This is a genomic window from Elusimicrobiota bacterium, from assembly GCA_016182905.1.
Classification (GTDB): domain Bacteria; phylum Elusimicrobiota; class Elusimicrobia; order UBA1565; family UBA9628; genus GWA2-66-18.
Window position 1 is genome coordinate 23,847 of record JACPFR010000010.1, and the last position, 18,669, is coordinate 42,515.

Below are 18,669 nucleotides of genomic sequence, written 5' to 3' on the forward strand. Positions count from 1 at the left end.
CTCATGATACGACGACTGAAGTCCGGGAAGTACCGACTGTACTCGACCAAGAGGAACCCGCGCACGGGCCGGCGCCGCAACCTCGGCACCTTCACGAGCCGCGAGAGGGCGGCCAAGCACGAGCGCGAGGTGCAGTACTTCAAGCATCTGGACTAGCCCGGCCGGCGCCCGTAGAGACGGCGCAGCTCGCCTTTCGCCTTCTGGAGCTCGCGCCTCCGCTCCGCGCTCAGGCGGCGTCCTCCGCGGTTGATGTGATAGTTCAGCATCGACATCGCGGACTGGAACTCCGTGCCCTTGCGCCGGCGGCTGGCGCGCGCCGAGCGCCTCAGACCCAGAGCGATGCCGCGCGCGGGGCGCGTGAAGATCCCCTTCGGCAAGTCGAGCGCGTTGCTCGTGAGGGCGACGCGCCGAACCCATCTCGCCGCGCGCATGGCTCAGCAGGCCGCCGGCCGCGCCGCGACGCGCTCGGAACGGCGTCCGAAGGGGAGGAGAGGGATCATCACGCCCCGACGGTATCAAAGGCCGCCGGCCGCGCCTATCGCGGCCGGGAGACTATTCCGTGACGGCCCGTCCTCGAGCGCGTCTACGCGGCTTTGGCGGCCGCGTCGGCCTGGTGGTCCGAGAACGTCTTCGCGATCACCTTCGCGTCGCCCGACTTGAGCGTCCGCTCCCAGCCGCAGCTGCACTTGAGCTTCTTCTTCTCCGATCGGAACTCGTACATGTGGATCTTCATTGTTGTAATTGTAATAAATTAAGAGCGCTTGCGCCTTCACAAGAGCGGTGAAATCTCGTAATCTCACGGTATGAACGACGAAGAACCGACGGAAGACTTCTCGGCCCTGCTGGGCGAATCCCTGGAGGCGGCGGAGAGGACCTTCGAGGTCGGGGACAAAGTGCGCGGCGAGCTCCTGGCCGTGGGCCGGGAGGACTCCCAGGTGGCGCTCGGTCCCGGGCGCGAGGGCGTCGTCGCCACCGCCGACTTCCGCGACGCCGAGGGCTCCGTCTCCGTCCGCGCGGGCGACGTGCTCGACCTGTACGTGACCTCGGTCCGCGGCGGCCAGGTCCGCCTTTCCAAGAACCCCACCGACAAGAACATCGCCCAGGACCTGAAGGAGGCGTACGAGCTCAAGCGTCCCGTCGAAGGCCGCGTCGTCGAGGCTTGTAAAGGAGGATTGCGCGTGAGCGTGAAGGGCAAGTCCGCCTTCTGCCCCATCAGCCAGATCGACGTGAAGCGCACCGAGACCGGCGCGGAGTTCGTCGGCAAGACCTTCGCCTTCGTCCTCACCGAGTTCGGCGAGGACGGCCGCGGCGTCGTCGTCTCCCGGCGCAAGCTCCTCGAGGAAGAGCAGGGGCGCGCTTGCGACGCCTTCCTCGCGGCGAACCCTGACGGCGCCGTCGTCGCGGGCAAGGTCGTCCGCCTGGAGAAGTTCGGGGCCTTCGTCGAGCTCGTGCCCGGCGTCGAGGGGCTCCTTCACGTCTCCGAGGTCGCCTGGTCCCGCGTCGAGTCGCCCTCCGAGATCCTGACCCTCGGCCAGGCCGTCACGGTGAAGATCCTCAAGCGCGAGACGGTCGACGGCCGCCTGAAGATCTCCCTGTCGCTCAAGCAGGTCTCCGAGCGTCCTCCGACCCCCGCCGCTCCCGCGGTCGTGGACCCCTGGTCCAAGTACGCCGCCGGGCAGGTCGTGGAAGGCAGGATCACGCGCAAGGAGCCTTACGGCCTGTTCGTCCAGCTCGAGCCCGGCGTCGTCGGCCTCCTTCACCAGTCCAAGACGGAGGACGCCCCGGATTTCCAGTTCGACCGCCAGAAGGTCGGCGAGACGATCTCGGTCCAGGTCGCGGAGGTCAAGCTCTCCGAGCGGCGCATCTCGCTCGAGCTGCCGCGCGACACGGGCGCCGCCGAGTGGCGCAAGCGGCAGGAGGAGAGCGGGCCCCCGTCTCCCATGGCCGAGCTGCTCCGCGCCGCGCTCGAGAAAAAGAAGCGATGATCGGCCGGGATATCGTAGACTGACCTCATGAAAACCCCCAAGCGACCCAAGCAGTTCATCCGTTACAAGAATCTCAGCGGCGACTCGAAGGTCGTCCGGTATGAGATCACGAAGGACGTCCTGACCGTCCAGTTCGCGGACAACTCGGTCTACAACTACAGCAACCAGAGCGCGGGCCCGGTCAACATCGCCAAGATGAAGACCCTCGCGGCGGCCGGCAAGGGACTCGGCACCTTCATCGCGGCCGACCTGAAGGACCGCTTCATGCGGAAGATCCGCTGACCAGACGGCCCATCGCCCGCCGTGACGCCTCTCAGGGGCGTCGCGGCGGGCTTCGTCTTTTCAGGAGTTCCAGGGTGAGAGCGTCCTGCTCTCCGCCGAAGAATCTCTCGAGCGCGGCCTTGAACAGCGGCTCGGCCTGATCCGCGCGGGCGAACAAGGTCATCGACGAGCGGAACTTGAGGTCGTCGGGGGAGCCCAGGATGGCGCGGATGTCCCGGTCCGTCCCCGTGAGCAGCAGCCGGGTGCACTCGCGCAGCCGGGGTCCCAGCACCGGGTGCTTCAGGTAGCTCCGCGCCTCGTCCAGAGAGGCGATCCCGAACCGCTCGCTCATCGCGCTGCGCCCCAGGCCGGCCAGCTGGGGGAAGATGAACCAGATCCAGTGAGACTCCTTCCGGCCCGCGGCCAGCTCGCGCAGGACGTCGTCGTAGACCTCGTCCTGAGCCGCGGCGAATTCAGCAAGCCTCGATTCCATCGTCATATATAAACACAAAGCCCCCAGGCGCTAGCCTGAGGGCAGGTCCCGACATTTCTCGTTACGGGTTCGAATTCGTCTAAATTGCCTAAAATGACTGTAGCAAATCGCAGGCGCGAGTGTCTAGAGCCACCTTATCGGCGCCCCAAGCAATGATGCGGTGAATATCAGAGAGGATTTAGATGTTTCCTGATGCGCTTGATCTCGCTCGGCTGGACTCCGGCTTTTTTCGCGAAAGTGGCCCAATCTTCTACGACCTGCCGGACCTGGTCGAGGAGGGATGGTGCCTCGCCGATGCCGAAGCGGTCGGCCAGGGCCAGGCAGTCGTCGCGTGTAATCTCTCCGAATCTCCCATTCACGGACATCAGATGTTGGCTCGTCCATTCGCCCTTCGGATTGTGCGCGAAGGTGATGTCGTAAGCGGGGGATAGTTCCCATGCCCCGCCTTTCCTGAGCAGGAACGAGAAGTTCTTCGTATGGTCGTCGCAGTTGCGGCCCATTACGTTGAGGGCCATGCGCCGGAAAGCCTCGACGTCCGCCGAATGGCCGAGCTTGAGTTGGCGCATCGTCATGAAGAGTTGCTCGTAGCTGTTCGCGGACTTCTTCTTGAAGTCGAGATGATCCATCGCGCAGAGGCTTTGAAGGTGGTGCTTCGTGCCGTCGTCTTCGCGGTCGAAGCGCCTAGTCATGAAGTGGGCCCGGCCGTTCTCATCGAGCAGCCGCGATTCGGGAATATTGATGCCGGCTTGCTTGGCCATCAGGTAATAGGCGTACTCGATCCGGCCGAAGTCTCGCGATTGCCCCAACTCCCGATCTTCGCCCATGCCGTCGAACTTGAGGAGCCAGTGCTCGAATCCCGGAAGGAGTGCGAATTGGCCCGAGCGGATATCCGAAGTTTGGCGATTCCAGCCGATGACGGCCTTTGCCCGCGCGCCGTTGGCGGAGGTGCCGACCTCGATGATGCTGCGCAGGGCGGCCTCCGCGGCGGATTCATCCTGGAGATTGCCAGTTACGACCTTGCGGGCCATCGTGACGAGCTGCCCCATCTCGAGAGCGGTGGGATTCCTCGTCTGAGGGCCGCGCGCGGGCTTGAACTCTAGAGCTCCCATGGCGCGTTTGCCCATATAGGCCAGGCGGTCGAGCGGAGTAATCTGGGACTTCGGAAGACCACGCTCGGCCATGTACTTGTCGATCAGGGCGTTGCCGAACTCATCGGGCAGCGCGTCGGCGAGCATCGCCGGTAGGCGGCGATAGGTCGCCTCCGGAAGATCGGTGAAGACGAAGAGTCGCTCTGAGTCGTCAACGGGCATATGAATCGGCGCGAGTTGAATCCCAGTGCGGCCGAAGCTTTTGTCGTAGGCGAAGACGTAGTATCCGAGTTTCGGGTCGAGCGCGAGGGCTCCCACAAAGAAGTCCCAGGCATAGACCTCGATCCGCTGGACGGGGTGATAGCGCTCGACTTTTGGCTTCTTAGCCTTCTTGGCCATGAGCCCTCTTATTCCGGCTGGTGCGCGCGCGCTGTCGTTCCGCGAGCGTCGGCGTCATGTGGAGTGGGTTGATGGAGACCTGTGGGGCCAGTGCCTGGAGCCATTCCTGTTTGTCCAAGGCCCGGACAACGCGAATGAGCGTTCCTAGATTCGCTCCTTGCCCCGACTCTAGATGCCGCAACGCGCTCATGCTGATTCCAGCGCGAGCAGCTAGTCCGCTCTGAGTGAGGTTCTTTTGGAGCCTGAGTGATCGAATGTTTTCGCCGATCGCTTTCGCCAGTTCTTCGGGGCTGGATATCTCTTTCATAAAGTATCTCTTTAGAGCATTTAAATGGGCTTAGACGCTTTAATTATCTTATCTAGAACAATAATAGCGTGTTATTTGAGTTCTGTCAAGTCTTTAATAGTGTTCTAAATAGAGCATTTAATGGCTTTTATGAGGAGTAACTGTTCTAAATAAAGTGGTTGCGTAAATCCTCCGTAGACCGGGGGTAAGGTGTACCCTATCGATTGCCTGAAGCGCGGTGCGCAGTCGCATGAGCTTACGCTCGACGCGGGCGTCACTTCAAACTGACCGGCGGGGCGGAGGGCGAGCGTTTTTCTCATCGTTGAACCCTCACTAACCTGCGGTCTGGCGAGGGTTTAGAAACAAGAAACTTTTCCCGTTGCTCTTCGAGCGCTTCGTGCGTTCTGATCACTCCCAGAAGTCCAAGATTCTTGTCGCCTCTCCGAGCTCGGTCATCTCCGGGTATGGCCTCAAGCTCTTCCCTCGAGAACTGGAGAAGGTCGGTCGTAAGTGCTTCGAGAGCCTCGACGCGGGGTACACGTACAGCACCAAAAATGGCTTCGTGGCCGAAGGGACCGAGGAAAGCAGCGAAGAGGTCGAAGTTCCCTTCTAGAGTTTTAGCCGGGCATGCCGCTTCTTCGCCTCGGCTAGATCGAAACGTTCTGGGCCCCGCCCACTTCCGCCGCTCCTCGTGCTCAGGATGACTCGGATCGCAAAGTCGCGGGGATTCATTTCTTCACATCCCGAGCTTTTCGCGCAGCTTGGCGAGCTGCTCCTGCTGCTTGGCGGGGGCCATCTTCCCGATATTCTTGAGCTTCCATTGAACGGCCGGCAGCCGCTCGACGCCTTCGAGGCCGAGGAGCTGCCACTCGGGCTTGCCTTCTTTAACTGAAAGAAGGAATTGCTTCTCGGGCGTCGTCAGGTCGGCCTTGAGCCGCGCGATCAGGCGTTCTCGGGCGGCGATGAGCTCTTCATACGTCACCGGCTCATCGGTCATGTCCTTGAATTCCGTCTCGAACGCGGCGCGCACGTCCTTGCGCGTGGGCTCGATGACTTCGTGCATCGGACGGTCGTGGCTGATCAGATGGACCAGGAAGCCCTTCCTGATTTCGGGAGTCAGCCCCGGACCTTCCAGAAGATGCTTGATGTCGAAGAGGTCGCGCGGATGCTGGCGATCGAGAGCGGCGCAGATCTTGCCGCCGAAAAGCGAAGACTCGGACAGCGTGCGGACCTTCATGCCGACCTCGAAGGCCGCGCGCGCCTTCTTCGCGAGATCGCGCGTCATTACTCCATCAGGGGTTCCCCGTATAACGGTATTAGGCTCGATCTTCACTTCCGTTGCGGGAGAACGGACCACGAGTTTTAGCACGAGGTCTCCGGTCTTGCTCTCATGGACGTTGAAATCGGGGAACTCTCTGTTGATCGACTTCTTCACCCGCAGCAGCGCATCGCTGATGCCGCGCAGGGATTGTGGACGGGGCTCAATGGGGAGATAGGTCAGGTCGATGTCCACGGAAAGCCGCGGCATGTCCCAAACAAAGAAATTGATCGCCGTGCCGCCTTTGAGCGCGAAGCTCTCTTCGGCGGCCGCGTGCGGCAGCACGCGCAGCATGAGCCGCGCCTGCTCGAGGAAAGCCTTTCTCATGGGCCCTCGTTGACGGAGAATACGTCAGGGTTGGGCTCGACGGTTATCTGGTACTTTTGATCGAGGTGCCCGCCTTTGACTATCGAGCGGTTGCCCTTGCCCAGGTCGAGCTTCGAGGTGTTGAGTTCCTTGAACCAGGCATGATTGGCCTCTTCTGCAAGGAAGAGGAAGAGCCGCTTGGCTTTAACCGAGCGGCAGGCTTCGAGCAACTCTTGCACCAGCTCGGGCCGGAGGGTCGTAAGGCCCTCCATCAAGAGACGCGCCTCCGAGAACGACTGCTCCTTGGGAACGAGATCGACTAGTTCAAGGGCGGCGCGCTCTGGAGCGGACATGCGCGCCGATATCGATTCGAAAGGTTTCGTCGTGAGTCCCAGTTCGGGCTTGTCTGGAAAGAGTCGGACCAAATGAAAACGCACGCGCGATTCCCATTGCTGACGTTTAAACCAAGTCGGAAGCGGCCGGCCCGGCTGCCCATAGAGATGCACGACCGGCAGATGTCTCATGGGGATAAAATGAGCGTAGCCCTGAAGCTCCAGCGCCGTTTTGGCGCCGACATGCACGGGAAGCTTGAGCATGAATTGGAGGGCGTACAGGGCTCCAAACACGTCCACCTTGTCTCCCGCGCGGGTATAGGCTCCCGGCCCTATCCGCTCTATCCAATTCGAGCTGCGGTATTTTTCCGCGAGCTGCCTGGGTATGCCTTGCTCGCGCAGCCAATGCTGGACCGCCACCGTGCCCTTGGGCCAGTGCATCAACAGTTCATTGAGCTTACTGCGAGCGGCTTCGTTTTTCATTGTTTACTATGTTTCTAGTTCGACAACTCTAAGTTGTCGAATAGAGAATAATATAAACTTTTTATTTGTATTGGTTCCTATTTGACAACCCTGGGTTGTCATTTAAAGACCATTATAAACTATAGCAGGACTCATCTAATCTTTCAAGCCCCAGGGAAGCCTCGTTGACCTGGAGGGGTCATGCTTGCTACGCTCAGAGGCGTAGCGCTCGAGCGTAGCAAGCCTGGGGGCTCGGGTTTCGCGTACGCACCTCAAGCGTACGCCGGCGCCGTCTTGACGATTTGCAGCGTATCGCCCCGAACCGTCCCCTCGAACGCGCAGTGCTCCCGCGCCGCGCGAAAGTCCTGAAGCGAGGCGCCGTACAGGATTAAAAAACGGCCACAACGGCAACAGCAAAGACCACCTTAAATCAGGTCCACAGTGGTCCGAAGGACTGGGAGTACCTCAGGATTTGGCCCGTCCGAAGGTCATGGGAGCCGCCGCTGCGTGAGTGTATTGTATTGTTAAGTAAATCCCTTGACAGGGGATTATTTCTGGTATATCATGCACTCATGCGAAGGGGCTTGGGACAACTCGAAACGATGCTGTTTGCGTATGTTCAGATGCGCGCGCTCAGCACGGTGCGGATGGGCGAATTGTCCGAACCGCTGAAGATCAGCAGGGTTCAGGAGTGCAAGCTCCTGAGCCGGCTGTCGAAAGCGGGGATGATCGCTCGCGTCTGGCGGGGCCTCTATCTGGTGCCGCCGCGGCTTCCGTTGGGTGGTAAGTGGAGTCCGGATGAAGTGACGGCCCTGAACGCATTGATGGCGGCGCAAGGCGGGCGGTACCAGATCTGCGGTCCGAATGCCTTCAACCGCTACGGATTCGGCGGGCAGATTCCGAACCGGGTCTATGCCTACAACAACCGCCTGTTCGGTGATCGCACCATCGGCGCGGTGGCGCTCACGCTCATCAAGGTCGCGGATGAGCGCCTCGGCGGCACGGAGGAGTTCAAGACGCCCGAAGGTCAGACCGCCGTGTATTCTTCGCGCGCGCGCGCGCTCGTCGACGCGGTCTACGACTGGTCGCGGTTCAACAGCCTTCCGCAGGGCTTCGATTGGATTCGGCGTGAATTGGCGGCTCGGCGAGTCGACGCGGCCGACCTGGTCGAAGCCGCCTTGAAGTACGGCGACACGGGAACGATTCGGCGCGTGGGCGCGCTCCTTGAGCGCGAAGGCGTGACCTCGCCGCTGCTCCGCAAGCTGGAACGGGCGCTGAAGCCGACGACGGGTCTGATCCCATGGATTCCAAACAAGCCGAAGCGGGGGACGCTGGACCGTCGTTGGGGGGTGGTGCTCAATGAGTCGGCCTGAGCCGGTGCCGATCCGTCTGCATGAAGACGTCCGGCTGTTCCGCGAGGCCGTGGGCTTCACGGCGGCGGAGACGACGTTCGTCCCGCGCCTCATCGAGAAGGACTATTTCTGCACCGTCCTGCTGGCGTACCTGGCGGCCGTTGACCCCGCGCTGGTCTTCAAAGGCGGCACGTCTCTTGCCAAGATTCACGCGGACGTCTATCGGCTGAGCGAAGACTTGGATTTCGTCATCCCTATGCCCACCGACGCCTCCCGCGCCAAGCGCAGCGCACAGGCCGCGGGGCTGAAGAAAGCGATCCAGTCGCTGGAAAAGGCGCTTCCGGTCTTCCGCGTCGTCGAGCCGGTGACCGGCGCGAACGGCTCCGCACAGTACCTCGCTTCCGCGGGATATACCTCGCTGCTCAGCGGGCAGGAGGAAACCATCAAGATCGAAGTAGGCCTGCGGGAACCGTTGCTCACGCCGGTCATCGATGGGCCCGCACGGACTATGCTTCTTGATCCGATCTCGAGTCAGACGATGGTGAAGCCGACCGCGGTTCGCTGCATTTCCCGCATAGAGGCCTTCTCCGAGAAATTCCGCGCCGCCTTGTCGCGCCGGGAGGCCGCCATACGAGATTTCTACGACATCGACTATGGGGTCCGAACGCTGGGCGTAAAGCCGCAAGACGCGGAACTCGTCGGTTTCGTCAAGAGGAAGCTCGCCGTTCCCGGAAATAGCCCGGTGGACGTTTCCGAGGCGCGACTGAAAGCGCTTCGGCAGCAGCTGGAGCCTCAGCTGAGACCAGTGCTGCGGGCCGCGGATTTCGCGGGCTTCGATCTCGCGCGTGCGTTCAAAACAGTGGCGGAAATGGCGACGACGGTGGCGCATTGAAGTGATCCAGGAAACCCGGCGATGTGGTTTCTTCAAATTCTTTCGCACCTGCGGAGCGAAGAGCCGAAAGCAAACTCTCGTGTGAAAATGTGATTCGGTCGAAGGAGGTGCTCATTTCCCGTCCCGATAAATGACCTTGGAGCCGCCCGCGGTGAGAGGCGCGTCGCTTCCCGTATGCAGACTGATGCTCCGGGACTTGGCTTTGAGGAACTTTAAGACCTCCGTCTCCGGCCAGGTGAGGCGGTCGATGAAGGACTTGAAGACCTTGCCGCGGCGGAGAGTCTCCTCGACGCGCTGCTCCCGCAGCCGGTCTTGCTTGTCCTTCTCCTTGACCGTCAGGCTCACGCACAGGTCGATGTCGTTGATCCGGTCCTTTGAAGTCAGGTAGCTCCCGAAGAGAATGACTCGGTGGACCCTGTACAAGTAGTACGGATCGCGCCGGACCTCTTCAACTCGGTCGAGAAACTCCTTCAAGCGCTTGTCGGCCGACGCTCTCAACAGAGGTTTCGCCGCCGTGGCCCCCGCGAAGGCGTTGCCGCGGATCGTGTTCTTCCAGTACTCGCCTTCGACGAAGAACGCTGACCGTTCGATATACCCGCGTGCGGCAAGCTCGACGACGATCTCTCGCGCCGCGGCCTGATCCGCGCGGAGGCGCTTGGCCACGTAGGACAAATCCCAGGCGTCCCCGTGACTTCGCCTCAGGAAGGTCCGGATGGCCGCGGCAGTTTGTCCTGCTATGCGCTCGCGAAGATCAATTCGCATCGGTAGAGAATATCATTCTCGTGATTTTGGCGCGGCGGTTCATCGCACCAGCACTCGCCGCTTTGCTCCCGGCACCTCGCCGAGCCGGTCCATGGGGCTGAACTTGCGGTACATCGTCGCCACGTCCTGATCGGCGAGGCTGACGTAGATCTTCACCATGTCGAGGCTTGAATGCCCCAGGATTCTCTGTAGGCTGAACGCGTCGCCGCCGTTCTTGATGTAGTTGATCGCGAAGGTGTGGCGCAGCGTGTGCGGTGAGACGCGCACCCCCTTGATGCCCAGCCGCCGGCTGAGCAGCCGCATGTTCTTCTGAATCCAAAGGCGGCAGAGCTTGCCGCCGAAGCGGTTGACGAACATGAGGCCTTGGTCCGGGACTTCTCCGCGCCGGGCCATGTAGTTCCACAGCGCCTGTTTGGAAGTCGCGCCAAAGGGCACCTGGCGTTCCTTGTTGCCCTTGCCCATGACTCGGAGTACGCCGCCCTGGAAGTCGATCTCATCGGTGCGCAGGCCGGAGACCTCGGAGATGCGCAGGCCGGTGTCGAGAATCAAGACCATGACCGTCCAGGCGGTGTGGGAGGGGAAGAGCTTCTGGTTGTAGGCTCCCAAGAGCTGCCGAATCTGGTCCATGGAGAGAGGCCGGATGAGCTTTTTCTCCATGCGCGGCTTCTCGACCAGCAGGAACGGATTGGCGGGGATGAGTCCCTCGCGCGCGAGGAAGCCGAAGAAGCAGCTGAGGGCGCCGTAGGTGCGGTTGCGGTAGCCTGAGGCCAGGTCCCGCTTGCGCATGTCCTCCAGGTAGGCGCGGATCAGGTTCGGCGTCACGTCTTTGGCCTTGGTGATGCCCTGGGCTTCGAGGAAGCGGTGCCAGAGCGCGATGGTGAGCTCGTACCAACCGCAGGTTCCGGACGAAAGATTCTGCGCTTGGCAGCGCAGCCGGAACGCCTCATAGGCATGGCCTAGTGAGCATTCGCCGTATTTTGGAGCGGTGTAAGTCGCAGTTTTCGCCATTTTGACCTCCACGAACCTAGTAGTCTTGTGGGGTCTAAAACAGAAGAACCCCAGTCAGTTTTGACTGGGGTTCGATCCTGTTTCTCGTCGAGGAAACTGCGAAATGGTTGCGGGGGCTGGATTTGAACCAGCGACCTCAAGGTTATGAGCCTTGCGAGCTACCGGGCTGCTCTACCCCGCGCTTCATGATAGCATGTGCGGCCATTAATAGCAAGGCGACCCCGGCGAAGGGCCCAGCGGGGGGCGGGCCTTTCGCCTCTGCCGCCCGGCGCGCGCGCGGTGTACCTTATGCGCATGAGAGCCGCTTTGCTCGCCCTGCTGGCCTTCGCCGCGCCGCTGCGCGCGAACGACGTCGGCGCGCATGTCGAGTTCAGCGGCAAGCCCCTCGACGGGCGCATCGTCCTGGCCGCGACCGTCCCCGGCGAGGTCGTCTGGGATTCCGGCCCGAGCGACCCCGTGGATTCGGATTTCACCGGGCTTCTGATCCAGGGCCGCTTCGACGGCCCCGGCGTCGTCCTCGAGGCGTCGGTCAAGGACGGGACGGCCTGGGGGCCGTGGACCGAGGCGAGCGGGGAGAGCTCCTCTCATGGCCGCTTCTGGTCGAAGGTCCTGGTGTCGGGGAAGAAGGGGTCCGCCGTTCGCCTGCGCATCACGGCCGACGGAGCGGTCCCGTCGGCGATCGAGTTCTATGGCGTGTACGCCGCAGATTTCGAGGAGGAGCGCCCGGGCGGCGGACCCTTCAGGCTCATGTCCGCGTCTCTCCCGGTCGCGGGAGCCTCACCCAAGCCGACGGTCGAGCCCCGTTCCGCCTGGGGCGCCTCGCCCGCCGCCAAGCCCTACGAGCCGATGACGCCGGAGCGGATCTCGGTGCACCACACGGAGGCGCCGCAGCCGACGAGCCGCGACGACGCCGTGGACGAGCTCCAGGGGATCCAGCGCTTCCATCAGCGCGGACGGGGCTGGATCGACATCGCGTATCACTTCCTCATCGACGGCAGCGGCCGGATCTGGGAAGGCCGTCCGCTGGGCCTCGTCGGCGCTCATGTGAAGGACCGCAACGACGGCAACGTCGGCATCTCTTTGATGGGGGATTTCTCGCCGCGCAAGCGGAAGCCCACGGCCGCCCAGCTCGACTCTCTGATCAAGCTGACGCGCTGGCTGTCGGAGACCTACTCGATCCCCGCGGAGAGGATCAAAGGACACCGCGACCAGGAGATCACCTCCTGCCCCGGCGCGGCGCTGTACGCGCGCCTCGAAGAGGTGCGGCGGTCCGCGACCGCGACGAACGGCCTCTATGTCTCCACGAAGCGCGCCGGCACGGTGATGCTGGAGCCCGCGTGGTGAAGCTGATCTTGGTGCTGGCCGCGCTCGCCTCCGCCGCGCAGGCCGCGCCGCTCGCGCGCGTGGCCGACGCCGGGGCCTGGGCCCGGCTCACGGAGCGAGCCCGGCAGCGGCCCACCTCGGTGGAGCGACTGTCGGTCGGCGCGACCGAATACGAGGTGTCGGTCGTGGTCATGTCGGCCGCGGCCGTGGACGGCCAGTGTCCCGGCGGGATGAAGCCTCGCGTGAGCTTCTACCTGGCCCGGCCGCTGAGCGGGCCCGGGGGGGAGGTCTATCCCGCCCGGCTGACGGTCCAATGCGTGAGCGTGGAACTGACGCGCGACGAGGCCGCGGTGGACGCCGGCTTTGACGGAGGGGTCCGCGACGGGTCCCTGTACGATCCCGCGAGCGGGAAGATCCTGACCTTGGACAAGGCGAAGCTGACGCCCGCGCAGAAAGCGAGGCTCGAGGCTTTGATCGCCGGCGCGGTGGCCCGCCTGCTCGAGTGACGGCTACTTGAGGACGACGATCGGCACCCAGATGGGCGCCGTCACGATCGCGATGGCGATAGGCGCCACGACGACGGCCGTCGGGACCTCCCACAGGCGGTTCCAGCAGGAGTGCCGCGGCGCGCCCTCGCCCCAGTCGCGGGAGGGGGAGACGAACCACGGCTTGCAGCCGCCGGTGTCGTGCTTCGCGGCGGCGGAGTGGGCGCGGTCGCCCTCGAGGAAGGTCTCGTTCTCCTTGTCGAGCGAGGCGCAGGCGCCCAGCACGAGGAAGGAGAGGAGTACGGCCCGGCGCACTATTCCTTTTCCTTGTAGAGCGTGACGGGGAAACGGCCCATGCCGTACAGGCTGACGGCGCCCTTCTGGCTGACCTTCAGGGAGACGCCGCGCGCGCCGGCCTTCTTGAGCGTCTCGTTCTCGGCGCGCAGGCGCGCGAGCTCGGCCTGGAGATCCTCGCTCATGAGGGCGTGACCTCGGCGAGGAACTCGCACTTCGCGATGCAGCCGCAGACGGCGCCCGGGGCGCCGCTGTACGAGGGCTCGGAGCAGACGATCTGGGCGGCGCCGCGCTCTTGAAGATTCTCGAGGGATTGCCCGATCAAGACGGCGAAGTCGTAGGAGCCGGAGCCGCAGGAGCCGGGGCAGTCCGCCTCGAGGAAGAAGGGGTCGTTGGGGCCGTAGGTCTCCTCGGACTCCTCGAGCACGACGCCCTGGGGCGTGGCGATGGAGACCTTCACGCGCAGGGAGCGCAGGGAGGGGAAGCGGGTGGAGAGGGTGCCGGCGGCGCGCTCCTGGTCCTCGGCGTTCTGCGCGCGGCGGACCTTCTGGTCGTTCTTGCTCGGGCCCACTTTCCGGCGCTTCTTGCGGTAAAAAGCCATGCTTCCTCCAATTTGTCGGGGTGATGATAGCATTATAGTTGTAGCATGTCCGGAATGGCCGACCTGCGGGCGCGCCCGGCCAGGCGGCGTTCTAAGCCGACGGCAAGGTGAGCGTGACGGTCGTGCCCTTGCCCGTGCCCTCGCTCGAGATGGCGACGTCGCCGCCGTGCTTGGTCATGATCCAGCGCGCGACGTTGAGGCCGAGGCCGGTGCCGCCGCGCTCGGCGCGGCCGGTGGCGAAGGGCTCGAAGAGCCCCTTGAGAGCGACGGGGTCGATGCCCACGCCGTTGTCCGTCAGGGCGACGCGGACCGTGTCTCCTTCGCGCTTGGCGATCATCTCGAGCCGGCCGCCGAAGGGCAGGGCGTCGAGGGCGTTCATCAGCACGATGGTCACGACCTGGTGGAAGTGGCGCTGGCTGGCGCGCACGACGAGGTCCTCGGGGACCTCGAGCCAGACGTCGACGCCGCGCTCGTCGAAGCGGATCCAGATCGGCTCGAGCGCCGCCTTGATCAGCGGGGCCAGCGGCAGGGGCTTGAGCTCGAGGGGGGAGGGCTTGGCGAAATCGAGGATGTCGGAGAGGATCTCGACGGCGCGGTCCGCCTCGCCGAGGATGGCGGCCAGCTGGGGGCGGGGGTCGCCGCCCTTGTCGAGGACGCGCTGCGCGTGCTCGGCGGTGAGGATGACGGTGGCCAGGGGAGTGCGGACCTCGTGCACCACGCCGGACATCATCTGGCCGATCGTGGAGAGGCGCTGGAGCCAGGCGATTCGCTCCTCGTCCGGAAGGTGGGCCTCGGCGCGCGCGCGGCGGCGCCGCCGTCCTAGCGCGTAGCCCCAGGCGAGTCCGGCCGTCAGGAAGAGGACGGCGAGCGGGAAGAGCTTGGGTTCCACTCTTCTTTTATATAAAATCTCGGCATGGCATCGAAGGTGCTTCTGATAGACGACGACGCGTCCTTCCGCAAGGCGGTGGGCGACGTGCTGTCTCTGGAGGGCTATTCGGTGGTCCAGGCTCCGTCGGGCAAGGCCGGCATACTCGCCGTCCAGAAGGAGATGCCCGAGCTGGTGATCCTCGACCTCATCATGCCCGGCATGAAAGGGCTCGAGGTGTGCCAGGTCCTCAAGCAGGACGCCGCCACCGCGCGCATCCCGATCATCGTCCTGACCGGCAACGACAAGGAGGGCCAGGATATCGCCTGCCTCGACATGGGCGCAGACGACTACCTGACCAAGCCGGTGAAGAGCGCCCGCCTGCTCGCCTATGCGCGCGCGCTGCTGCGCCGCAACGCCGGCGAGGAGCGCGCCGAGCCGCCCGCGGCTTTGTCGGTCGGGGCGTTGAGCCTCGACTATCCGCGCAAGCTCGTCAAGCTCGGGAGCAAGGAGTACCAGCACCTGACGCCGAAGGAGTTCGAGCTTCTGTATTTCCTCGCCGGCCGCACGCCGAAGCCGACGGAGCGCGCCGAGGTGTACCGCGAGGTGTGGGGCGTCGAGGCCCCGTCAGAGGGCGCGCTGAAGACCGTCGAGGTCCACGTGCGCCGCGTCCGCCTCAAGCTCGGCTGGAAGTCGGATCAGTGGCTGGTCAGCGTCTCCGGCCGGGGCTACGCGCTGATCCCCCCGAAGTGAGCGGCGGGCCCCGTCCGCCCCACGCCGTCCTGCTGCGCGCGCCCGCGCGCTTCGACCCGCGCCTCGTCGCCGCCGCGTTCGCGAAGAGGTCCGCGCTCCCCTCGGAGAGCTGGCTGCCGGCCGTGCGCCGCTCCTGGGGCATCGTCGCGGAGCCTTCGCCCGCGGAGGACGCCGAGGCGCTGGCCGCGGAGCTGAGCGCCGCGGGGCAGCCCGCCGTCGCGGTGCCCGTCAGCCTGCTCGAGGAGCCGCCGCCGCCGGTCGTCGTGACGAAGGCGGAACTGTCCGGGGACGGCTTCGACGTCACGGCCGGGCGGGGGAACGCCGAGCGCTCGCGCCTGGTCTGGACGCACCTGAAGGTGCTGTCGGCGGGCACGGTCGGCGAGAGCGGACTCAAGACCGTGACCGAGGGCCCGTCGCTCGCGGAGAAGTCCGTGCGCCTCGGGGCGACCTTGGCGACCGGACTGCCGCTGATGGGCGCCAAGGAGAAGACGCGGCAGGTGCGCGAGGAGAAGCGGACGTCGTTCATCGAGATGCTCTTCGTCTCTCCCGCCCGGCGCGTGCGCATCCTCGCGTCCGAGTTCGACTACACGGCGCTCGGCGCCAAGATGAGCTACAGCGCCGAGCTGAACTTCCGGACCTTGGCCGTCGAGCTCGCGGCCCGCGCCCCGGCCGCCCTGCGCGGCCGGGGCGCGCGAGCGATCCTGGCGAAGGCGCCGTCCGGCGAGCTCCACTACGACTCGTTCGAGGACGTCTCGCGCGAGGAGCGCTGGCTGTCCGCGCTCGCCTCGCTCGAGGCCGCGCTGTGATGGCGGCCAAAAAAGAAAAGCCGCACTCCGCGGAGTACTTCGGCGAGTCGCGCGACTTCTGGTGGAACTCCGACTTCATCGCCTTGATGGCCGCGCGCTGGCGGCTGTCGGAGGCCCGGAGCGTCCTGGACGCCGGCTGCGGGATCGGCCACTGGGGGCGCGTCCTGGCGCCCTTCCTCTCCCGGAAGGCCGTCGTGACGGGCGTCGACCGCGAGCCCGAGTGGGTGCTGAAGGCCGCGGAGATCGCGAAGGCGAAGGGCCTGAGCCGGTTCGGCTACCGGCGAGGCGACGTCAACGCGCTGCCGTTCGACGACGCCGCGTTCGACCTGGTGACATGCCAGACCTTGCTGATCCACGTCGCCGATCCTCGGACGACGCTGCGCGAGTTCCTGCGCGTGCTGAAGCCCGGCGGCCTGCTGGTCTTGAGCGAGCCGAACAACCTCGCGAACTCGCTCGTCCGCGACAGCGAGAATTTCAACGGCGACGTCTCCGTGCTGACGGCCGCCGTCCGCCTTCAGGCGCTGTGCGAGCGAGGCAAGGCGGCGTTGGGGCTGGGAAACAACTCTATCGGCGACCTGCTTCCGGCCCTGCTCCACGAGGCCGGGCTCGAGGACCTTCAAGCCTACCTCTCCGACAAGGCGACGCTCACCCTTCCCGGCCGGTCCACGCCCGAGCAGGCCGCCGCGCTCGCGCAGGCCGAGGACTGGCTCTCGCGCGATTTCTGGATCTGGGACAAGGACGAGACCGAGTCCTATTTCCGCGCGGGCGGCGGCAAGCCCGAGGAATTCCCGGGCCTCTGGGAGAACGTCATGGCCTATCAGCGCAGGAGCCACGCGGCCGCCAAGGAGCGGCGGCTCTGCGCCGTCGGCGCGGGTCTCCAGTACCTGATGTCGGGCCGCAAGCCCGCCGCGTAGCGCTACCAGCGGGCGTGGTCGAGGAGGAGCAGGCCCGCGGACAGCGCGGCGGTGGCCCAGGTTCCGGCGGAGACCTCGCGGCGGCGGCCGCACAGCGCGTACAGCGCCGCGTGGGAGACGAAGCCCCACAGTATGCCCTGCGTGATGGAGAAGGTCAGAGGGATCAGCGCGATCGTCAGGAAGGCGGGGATCGCGTCCTCGACGCGCGAGAAGTCGATGCGCGCGACGCTGCGGAACATCAAGGCGCCGACGATCACGAGCACCGGCGCGGTGGCGTAGGCCGGCACCATGCCGGCGACGGGCGCCAGGAAGAAGCAGGGGATGAAGCAGAGGGCGGTGAAAAAGGCGGTCCAGCCCGTGCGCCCGCCCATCTCGATGCCCGACGCGCTCTCGATATAGGCCGTCCCCGAGGAGGTCCCGACGAGCCCGGCGCCCATCGTCGCGAAGGCGTCCACGACGAGGCCCTCCTTCAGGCGCAGGGGGCGGCCCTTCTCGTCGACGAGGCCGGTCGCGTGCGCGACGCCGACGAAGGTCGAGATCGAGTCGAACAGGTCGGTGAACAGCAAGGAGACGATTGCCGGCAATAAAGAGAGCTTCAGGGCCCCGGCGACGTCGAGCTTCAGGAAGACGCTCGAGAAATCGGGCGGCGACAGCAGGGCCGGCGGCACGGCGATCAGGCCCATGCCCCATGCCGCGGAGGTCACGCCGAATATGCCGGCGAGGAAGGCGAAGGGGCTCTTGCGGCGCATCAGCGCGATCGTCAGCGCGCCTCCCGCGAGCGCCAGGAAGGCCTTGCGGTCGAGCACGCCGAGCCGCACCATCGTCGCCGGGTCCGAGACGACGACCCCGGCGTTCTTGAAGCCGATGAAGGCCAGGAACAGTCCGATGCCCGCGGCCGCGCCCGTGCGCAGGCCGTCCGGGATCGCCTCGGCGAGCTTGACGCGCAGGGGGGTGACCGAGATGACCACGAACAGCGCGCCCGCCCAGAACACGACGCCGAGCGCCGTCGGCCACGGCACGCCCAGGCCGAGGACGAGGGAGTAGGTGAAGAACGCGTTGATGCCCATGCCCGGAGCGACGGCGAACGGCAGGCGCGCGTACGCGCCCATCATCAAGGTCATGAGGAAGGACAGCAGGACGGTCGCGGTGAGCACCCCCGAGAAGGGCATGCCCGTGCCCGGCGCGGAGAGGATCGCCGGATTGACGACGACGATGTACGCCATCGTGAAGAAGGTGGTCAGCCCGGCGAGCGCCTCGCGCTTGAGCTCCGAGGCGGGGGGGATGTTCACGCCGGGCGCTCGGGCAGCGAGTCGAGCAGAGCGCCCAAGGCCGCGTGCTCGATGGGCTTGGGCAGGAAGCCCGACGCTCCCAGGAGCACGGCGTCGCGGCGCGTGTCGTCGTCGGAATAGCCGCTCATGATGTGGATCGGCGCGCGGGTCAGGGCCTTCAAGCGGGGAAGGGCCTGCATCCCGGTCTGACCGGGCAGCACGTGGTCGAGGAGGACCAGGTCGAAGGTCCCGGCGGCCAGCGCCCTCGCGGCCTCCTCGGCGCTCTCCGCGCCGACGCCGGAGTGCCCCTTCTGGGCGAGGCAGCGCAGCAGGATCTCGAGGTTCGCGCCCTCGTCGTCGACCACCAGGACTCTCGCGGATCTCACGGTTCCTATTATAGGTCTTTCGACCCCTGG

26 protein-coding genes and 1 tRNA gene are annotated in these 18,669 nt (G+C 65.0%); 11 read left to right on the forward strand and 16 right to left on the reverse strand.

Translation table 11 applies throughout. The features are described from left to right. The first annotated feature begins 3 nt into the window (after nucleotides 1-3). The gene (locus tag HYV14_04045; protein MBI2385167.1) at nucleotides 4-156 is read left to right on the forward strand and encodes a hypothetical protein; all 153 of its coding nucleotides are present in this window, start codon (nucleotides 4-6) and stop codon (nucleotides 154-156) included. Here HYV14_04045 and HYV14_04050 read toward each other — a convergent pair. Beyond that, a complete protein-coding gene (locus tag HYV14_04050; protein MBI2385168.1) occupies nucleotides 153-431 on the reverse strand; it encodes a DUF3175 domain-containing protein in 279 nt (92 codons plus the stop codon). The genes HYV14_04045 and HYV14_04050 overlap by 4 nt on opposite strands. A 152-nt stretch (nucleotides 432-583) precedes the next feature. Beyond that, nucleotides 584-733, reverse strand: coding sequence for a hypothetical protein (locus tag HYV14_04055; GenBank protein MBI2385169.1), 150 nt, complete (start codon nucleotides 731-733; stop codon nucleotides 584-586). Between the two features lie 70 nt (nucleotides 734-803). Here HYV14_04055 and HYV14_04060 point away from each other — a divergent pair, with 70 nt between their 5' ends. Both HYV14_04060 and HYV14_04065 read left to right on the forward strand, forming a co-directional pair. Beyond that, nucleotides 804-1,985: a S1 RNA-binding domain-containing protein gene (locus HYV14_04060; GenBank protein MBI2385170.1), complete on the forward strand. Its 1,182-nt coding sequence runs from the start codon at nucleotides 804-806 to the stop codon at nucleotides 1,983-1,985. 27 nt (nucleotides 1,986-2,012) lie between these two features. Further along, nucleotides 2,013-2,267 (forward strand): hypothetical protein, encoded by a 255-nt coding sequence (locus tag HYV14_04065; GenBank protein MBI2385171.1) that lies wholly within the window; start codon nucleotides 2,013-2,015, stop codon nucleotides 2,265-2,267. A 31-nt stretch (nucleotides 2,268-2,298) separates the two neighbouring features. Here the strand turns inward: HYV14_04065 and HYV14_04070 are convergent, their stop codons facing one another. The 3 genes from HYV14_04070 to HYV14_04080 form a co-directional block, all read right to left on the reverse strand. Continuing rightward, nucleotides 2,299-2,745: a DUF1810 domain-containing protein gene (locus HYV14_04070; GenBank protein MBI2385172.1), complete on the reverse strand. Its 447-nt coding sequence runs from the start codon at nucleotides 2,743-2,745 to the stop codon at nucleotides 2,299-2,301. Nucleotides 2,746-2,906: 161 nt separating this feature from the next. Next, a complete protein-coding gene (locus HYV14_04075; protein ID MBI2385173.1) occupies nucleotides 2,907-4,226 on the reverse strand; it encodes a type II toxin-antitoxin system HipA family toxin in 1,320 nt (439 codons plus the stop codon). Continuing rightward, nucleotides 4,210-4,506, reverse strand: coding sequence for a helix-turn-helix transcriptional regulator (locus HYV14_04080; protein MBI2385174.1), 297 nt, complete (start codon nucleotides 4,504-4,506; stop codon nucleotides 4,210-4,212). Before HYV14_04080 ends, HYV14_04075 begins: the two co-directional genes overlap by 17 nt. Before the next feature lie 385 nt (nucleotides 4,507-4,891). Here HYV14_04080 and HYV14_04085 point away from each other — a divergent pair, with 385 nt between their 5' ends. Then, on the forward strand, nucleotides 4,892-5,125 hold the full coding sequence (locus tag HYV14_04085) for a hypothetical protein (GenBank protein MBI2385175.1): 234 nt from the start codon (nucleotides 4,892-4,894) through the stop codon (nucleotides 5,123-5,125). Nucleotides 5,126-5,248: 123 nt separating this feature from the next. Here the strand turns inward: HYV14_04085 and HYV14_04090 are convergent, their stop codons facing one another. Continuing rightward, on the reverse strand, nucleotides 5,249-6,124 hold the full coding sequence (locus HYV14_04090) for a nucleotidyl transferase AbiEii/AbiGii toxin family protein (protein ID MBI2385176.1): 876 nt from the start codon (nucleotides 6,122-6,124) through the stop codon (nucleotides 5,249-5,251). Nucleotides 6,125-6,153: 29 nt separating this feature from the next. Next, nucleotides 6,154-6,951, reverse strand: coding sequence for a type IV toxin-antitoxin system AbiEi family antitoxin (locus tag HYV14_04095; GenBank protein ID MBI2385177.1), 798 nt, complete (start codon nucleotides 6,949-6,951; stop codon nucleotides 6,154-6,156). Between the two features lie 551 nt (nucleotides 6,952-7,502). Between HYV14_04095 and HYV14_04100 the strand changes: the two genes are divergently transcribed. Both HYV14_04100 and HYV14_04105 read left to right on the forward strand, forming a co-directional pair. Further along, nucleotides 7,503-8,303 (forward strand): hypothetical protein, encoded by an 801-nt coding sequence (locus tag HYV14_04100; GenBank protein MBI2385178.1) that lies wholly within the window; start codon nucleotides 7,503-7,505, stop codon nucleotides 8,301-8,303. Nucleotides 8,304-8,307: 4 nt separating this feature from the next. Continuing rightward, complete coding sequence (locus HYV14_04105) at nucleotides 8,308-9,174, forward strand: nucleotidyl transferase AbiEii/AbiGii toxin family protein (GenBank protein ID MBI2385179.1); 867 nt, start codon at nucleotides 8,308-8,310, stop codon at nucleotides 9,172-9,174. A 111-nt stretch (nucleotides 9,175-9,285) separates the two neighbouring features. On the opposite strand, the gene HYV14_04110 is transcribed toward HYV14_04105, so the two are convergent. The 3 genes from HYV14_04110 to HYV14_04120 form a co-directional block, all read right to left on the reverse strand. Beyond that, on the reverse strand, nucleotides 9,286-9,837 hold the full coding sequence (locus HYV14_04110; GenBank protein MBI2385180.1) for a nucleotidyltransferase domain-containing protein: 552 nt from the start codon (nucleotides 9,835-9,837) through the stop codon (nucleotides 9,286-9,288). A 138-nt stretch (nucleotides 9,838-9,975) separates the two neighbouring features. After that, complete coding sequence (locus tag HYV14_04115; GenBank protein ID MBI2385181.1) at nucleotides 9,976-10,944, reverse strand: tyrosine-type recombinase/integrase; 969 nt, start codon at nucleotides 10,942-10,944, stop codon at nucleotides 9,976-9,978. Nucleotides 10,945-11,048: 104 nt separating this feature from the next. Then, nucleotides 11,049-11,125: transfer RNA gene (locus HYV14_04120), tRNA-Met, on the reverse strand. 113 nt (nucleotides 11,126-11,238) lie between these two features. On the opposite strand from HYV14_04120, the gene HYV14_04125 reads away from it, so the two are divergent. Then, nucleotides 11,239-12,288 (forward strand): N-acetylmuramoyl-L-alanine amidase, encoded by a 1,050-nt coding sequence (locus HYV14_04125; GenBank protein MBI2385182.1) that lies wholly within the window; start codon nucleotides 11,239-11,241, stop codon nucleotides 12,286-12,288. Continuing rightward, a complete protein-coding gene (locus HYV14_04130; GenBank protein MBI2385183.1) occupies nucleotides 12,282-12,773 on the forward strand; it encodes a hypothetical protein in 492 nt (163 codons plus the stop codon). The genes HYV14_04125 and HYV14_04130 overlap by 7 nt, the downstream gene beginning before the upstream one ends. 3 nt (nucleotides 12,774-12,776) lie before the next feature. Here the strand turns inward: HYV14_04130 and HYV14_04135 are convergent, their stop codons facing one another. The 4 genes from HYV14_04135 to HYV14_04150 all read right to left on the reverse strand — a co-directional run bounded on the left by HYV14_04135 (nucleotide 12,777) and on the right by HYV14_04150 (nucleotide 14,536). Further along, nucleotides 12,777-13,067, reverse strand: a complete 291-nt coding sequence (locus HYV14_04135) for a hypothetical protein (GenBank protein ID MBI2385184.1) — start codon at nucleotides 13,065-13,067, stop codon at nucleotides 12,777-12,779. Beyond that, complete coding sequence (locus HYV14_04140; GenBank protein ID MBI2385185.1) at nucleotides 13,067-13,231, reverse strand: hypothetical protein; 165 nt, start codon at nucleotides 13,229-13,231, stop codon at nucleotides 13,067-13,069. The genes HYV14_04135 and HYV14_04140 overlap by 1 nt, the downstream gene beginning before the upstream one ends. Further along, nucleotides 13,228-13,647, reverse strand: a complete 420-nt coding sequence (locus tag HYV14_04145) for a hypothetical protein (protein ID MBI2385186.1) — start codon at nucleotides 13,645-13,647, stop codon at nucleotides 13,228-13,230. Before HYV14_04145 ends, HYV14_04140 begins: the two co-directional genes overlap by 4 nt. A 91-nt stretch (nucleotides 13,648-13,738) precedes the next feature. Then, nucleotides 13,739-14,536 carry a HAMP domain-containing histidine kinase gene (locus HYV14_04150; protein MBI2385187.1) on the reverse strand — a complete coding sequence of 266 codons (798 nt, stop codon included), beginning with the start codon at nucleotides 14,534-14,536 and terminating at the stop codon, nucleotides 13,739-13,741. A gap of 24 nt (nucleotides 14,537-14,560) precedes the next feature. On the opposite strand from HYV14_04150, the gene HYV14_04155 reads away from it, so the two are divergent. From HYV14_04155 to HYV14_04165, 3 genes are read left to right on the forward strand one after another with little or no spacing between them, the layout of a single operon-like run. After that, nucleotides 14,561-15,265 (forward strand): response regulator transcription factor, encoded by a 705-nt coding sequence (locus HYV14_04155; protein MBI2385188.1) that lies wholly within the window; start codon nucleotides 14,561-14,563, stop codon nucleotides 15,263-15,265. Then, on the forward strand, nucleotides 15,262-16,071 hold the full coding sequence (locus HYV14_04160) for a hypothetical protein (protein ID MBI2385189.1): 810 nt from the start codon (nucleotides 15,262-15,264) through the stop codon (nucleotides 16,069-16,071). Before HYV14_04155 ends, HYV14_04160 begins: the two co-directional genes overlap by 4 nt. After that, nucleotides 16,071-16,985, forward strand: a complete 915-nt coding sequence (locus HYV14_04165; GenBank protein MBI2385190.1) for a class I SAM-dependent methyltransferase — start codon at nucleotides 16,071-16,073, stop codon at nucleotides 16,983-16,985. Before HYV14_04160 ends, HYV14_04165 begins: the two co-directional genes overlap by 1 nt. A gap of 2 nt (nucleotides 16,986-16,987) precedes the next feature. On the opposite strand, the gene HYV14_04170 is transcribed toward HYV14_04165, so the two are convergent. After that, nucleotides 16,988-18,208 carry an NCS2 family permease gene (locus tag HYV14_04170; protein MBI2385191.1) on the reverse strand — a complete coding sequence of 407 codons (1,221 nt, stop codon included), beginning with the start codon at nucleotides 18,206-18,208 and terminating at the stop codon, nucleotides 16,988-16,990. A 62-nt stretch (nucleotides 18,209-18,270) separates the two neighbouring features. Beyond that, entirely contained in the window at nucleotides 18,271-18,639 is a 369-nt protein-coding gene (locus HYV14_04175) for a response regulator (GenBank protein MBI2385192.1), read from the reverse strand. Nucleotides 18,640-18,669: the final 30 nt, after the last annotated feature.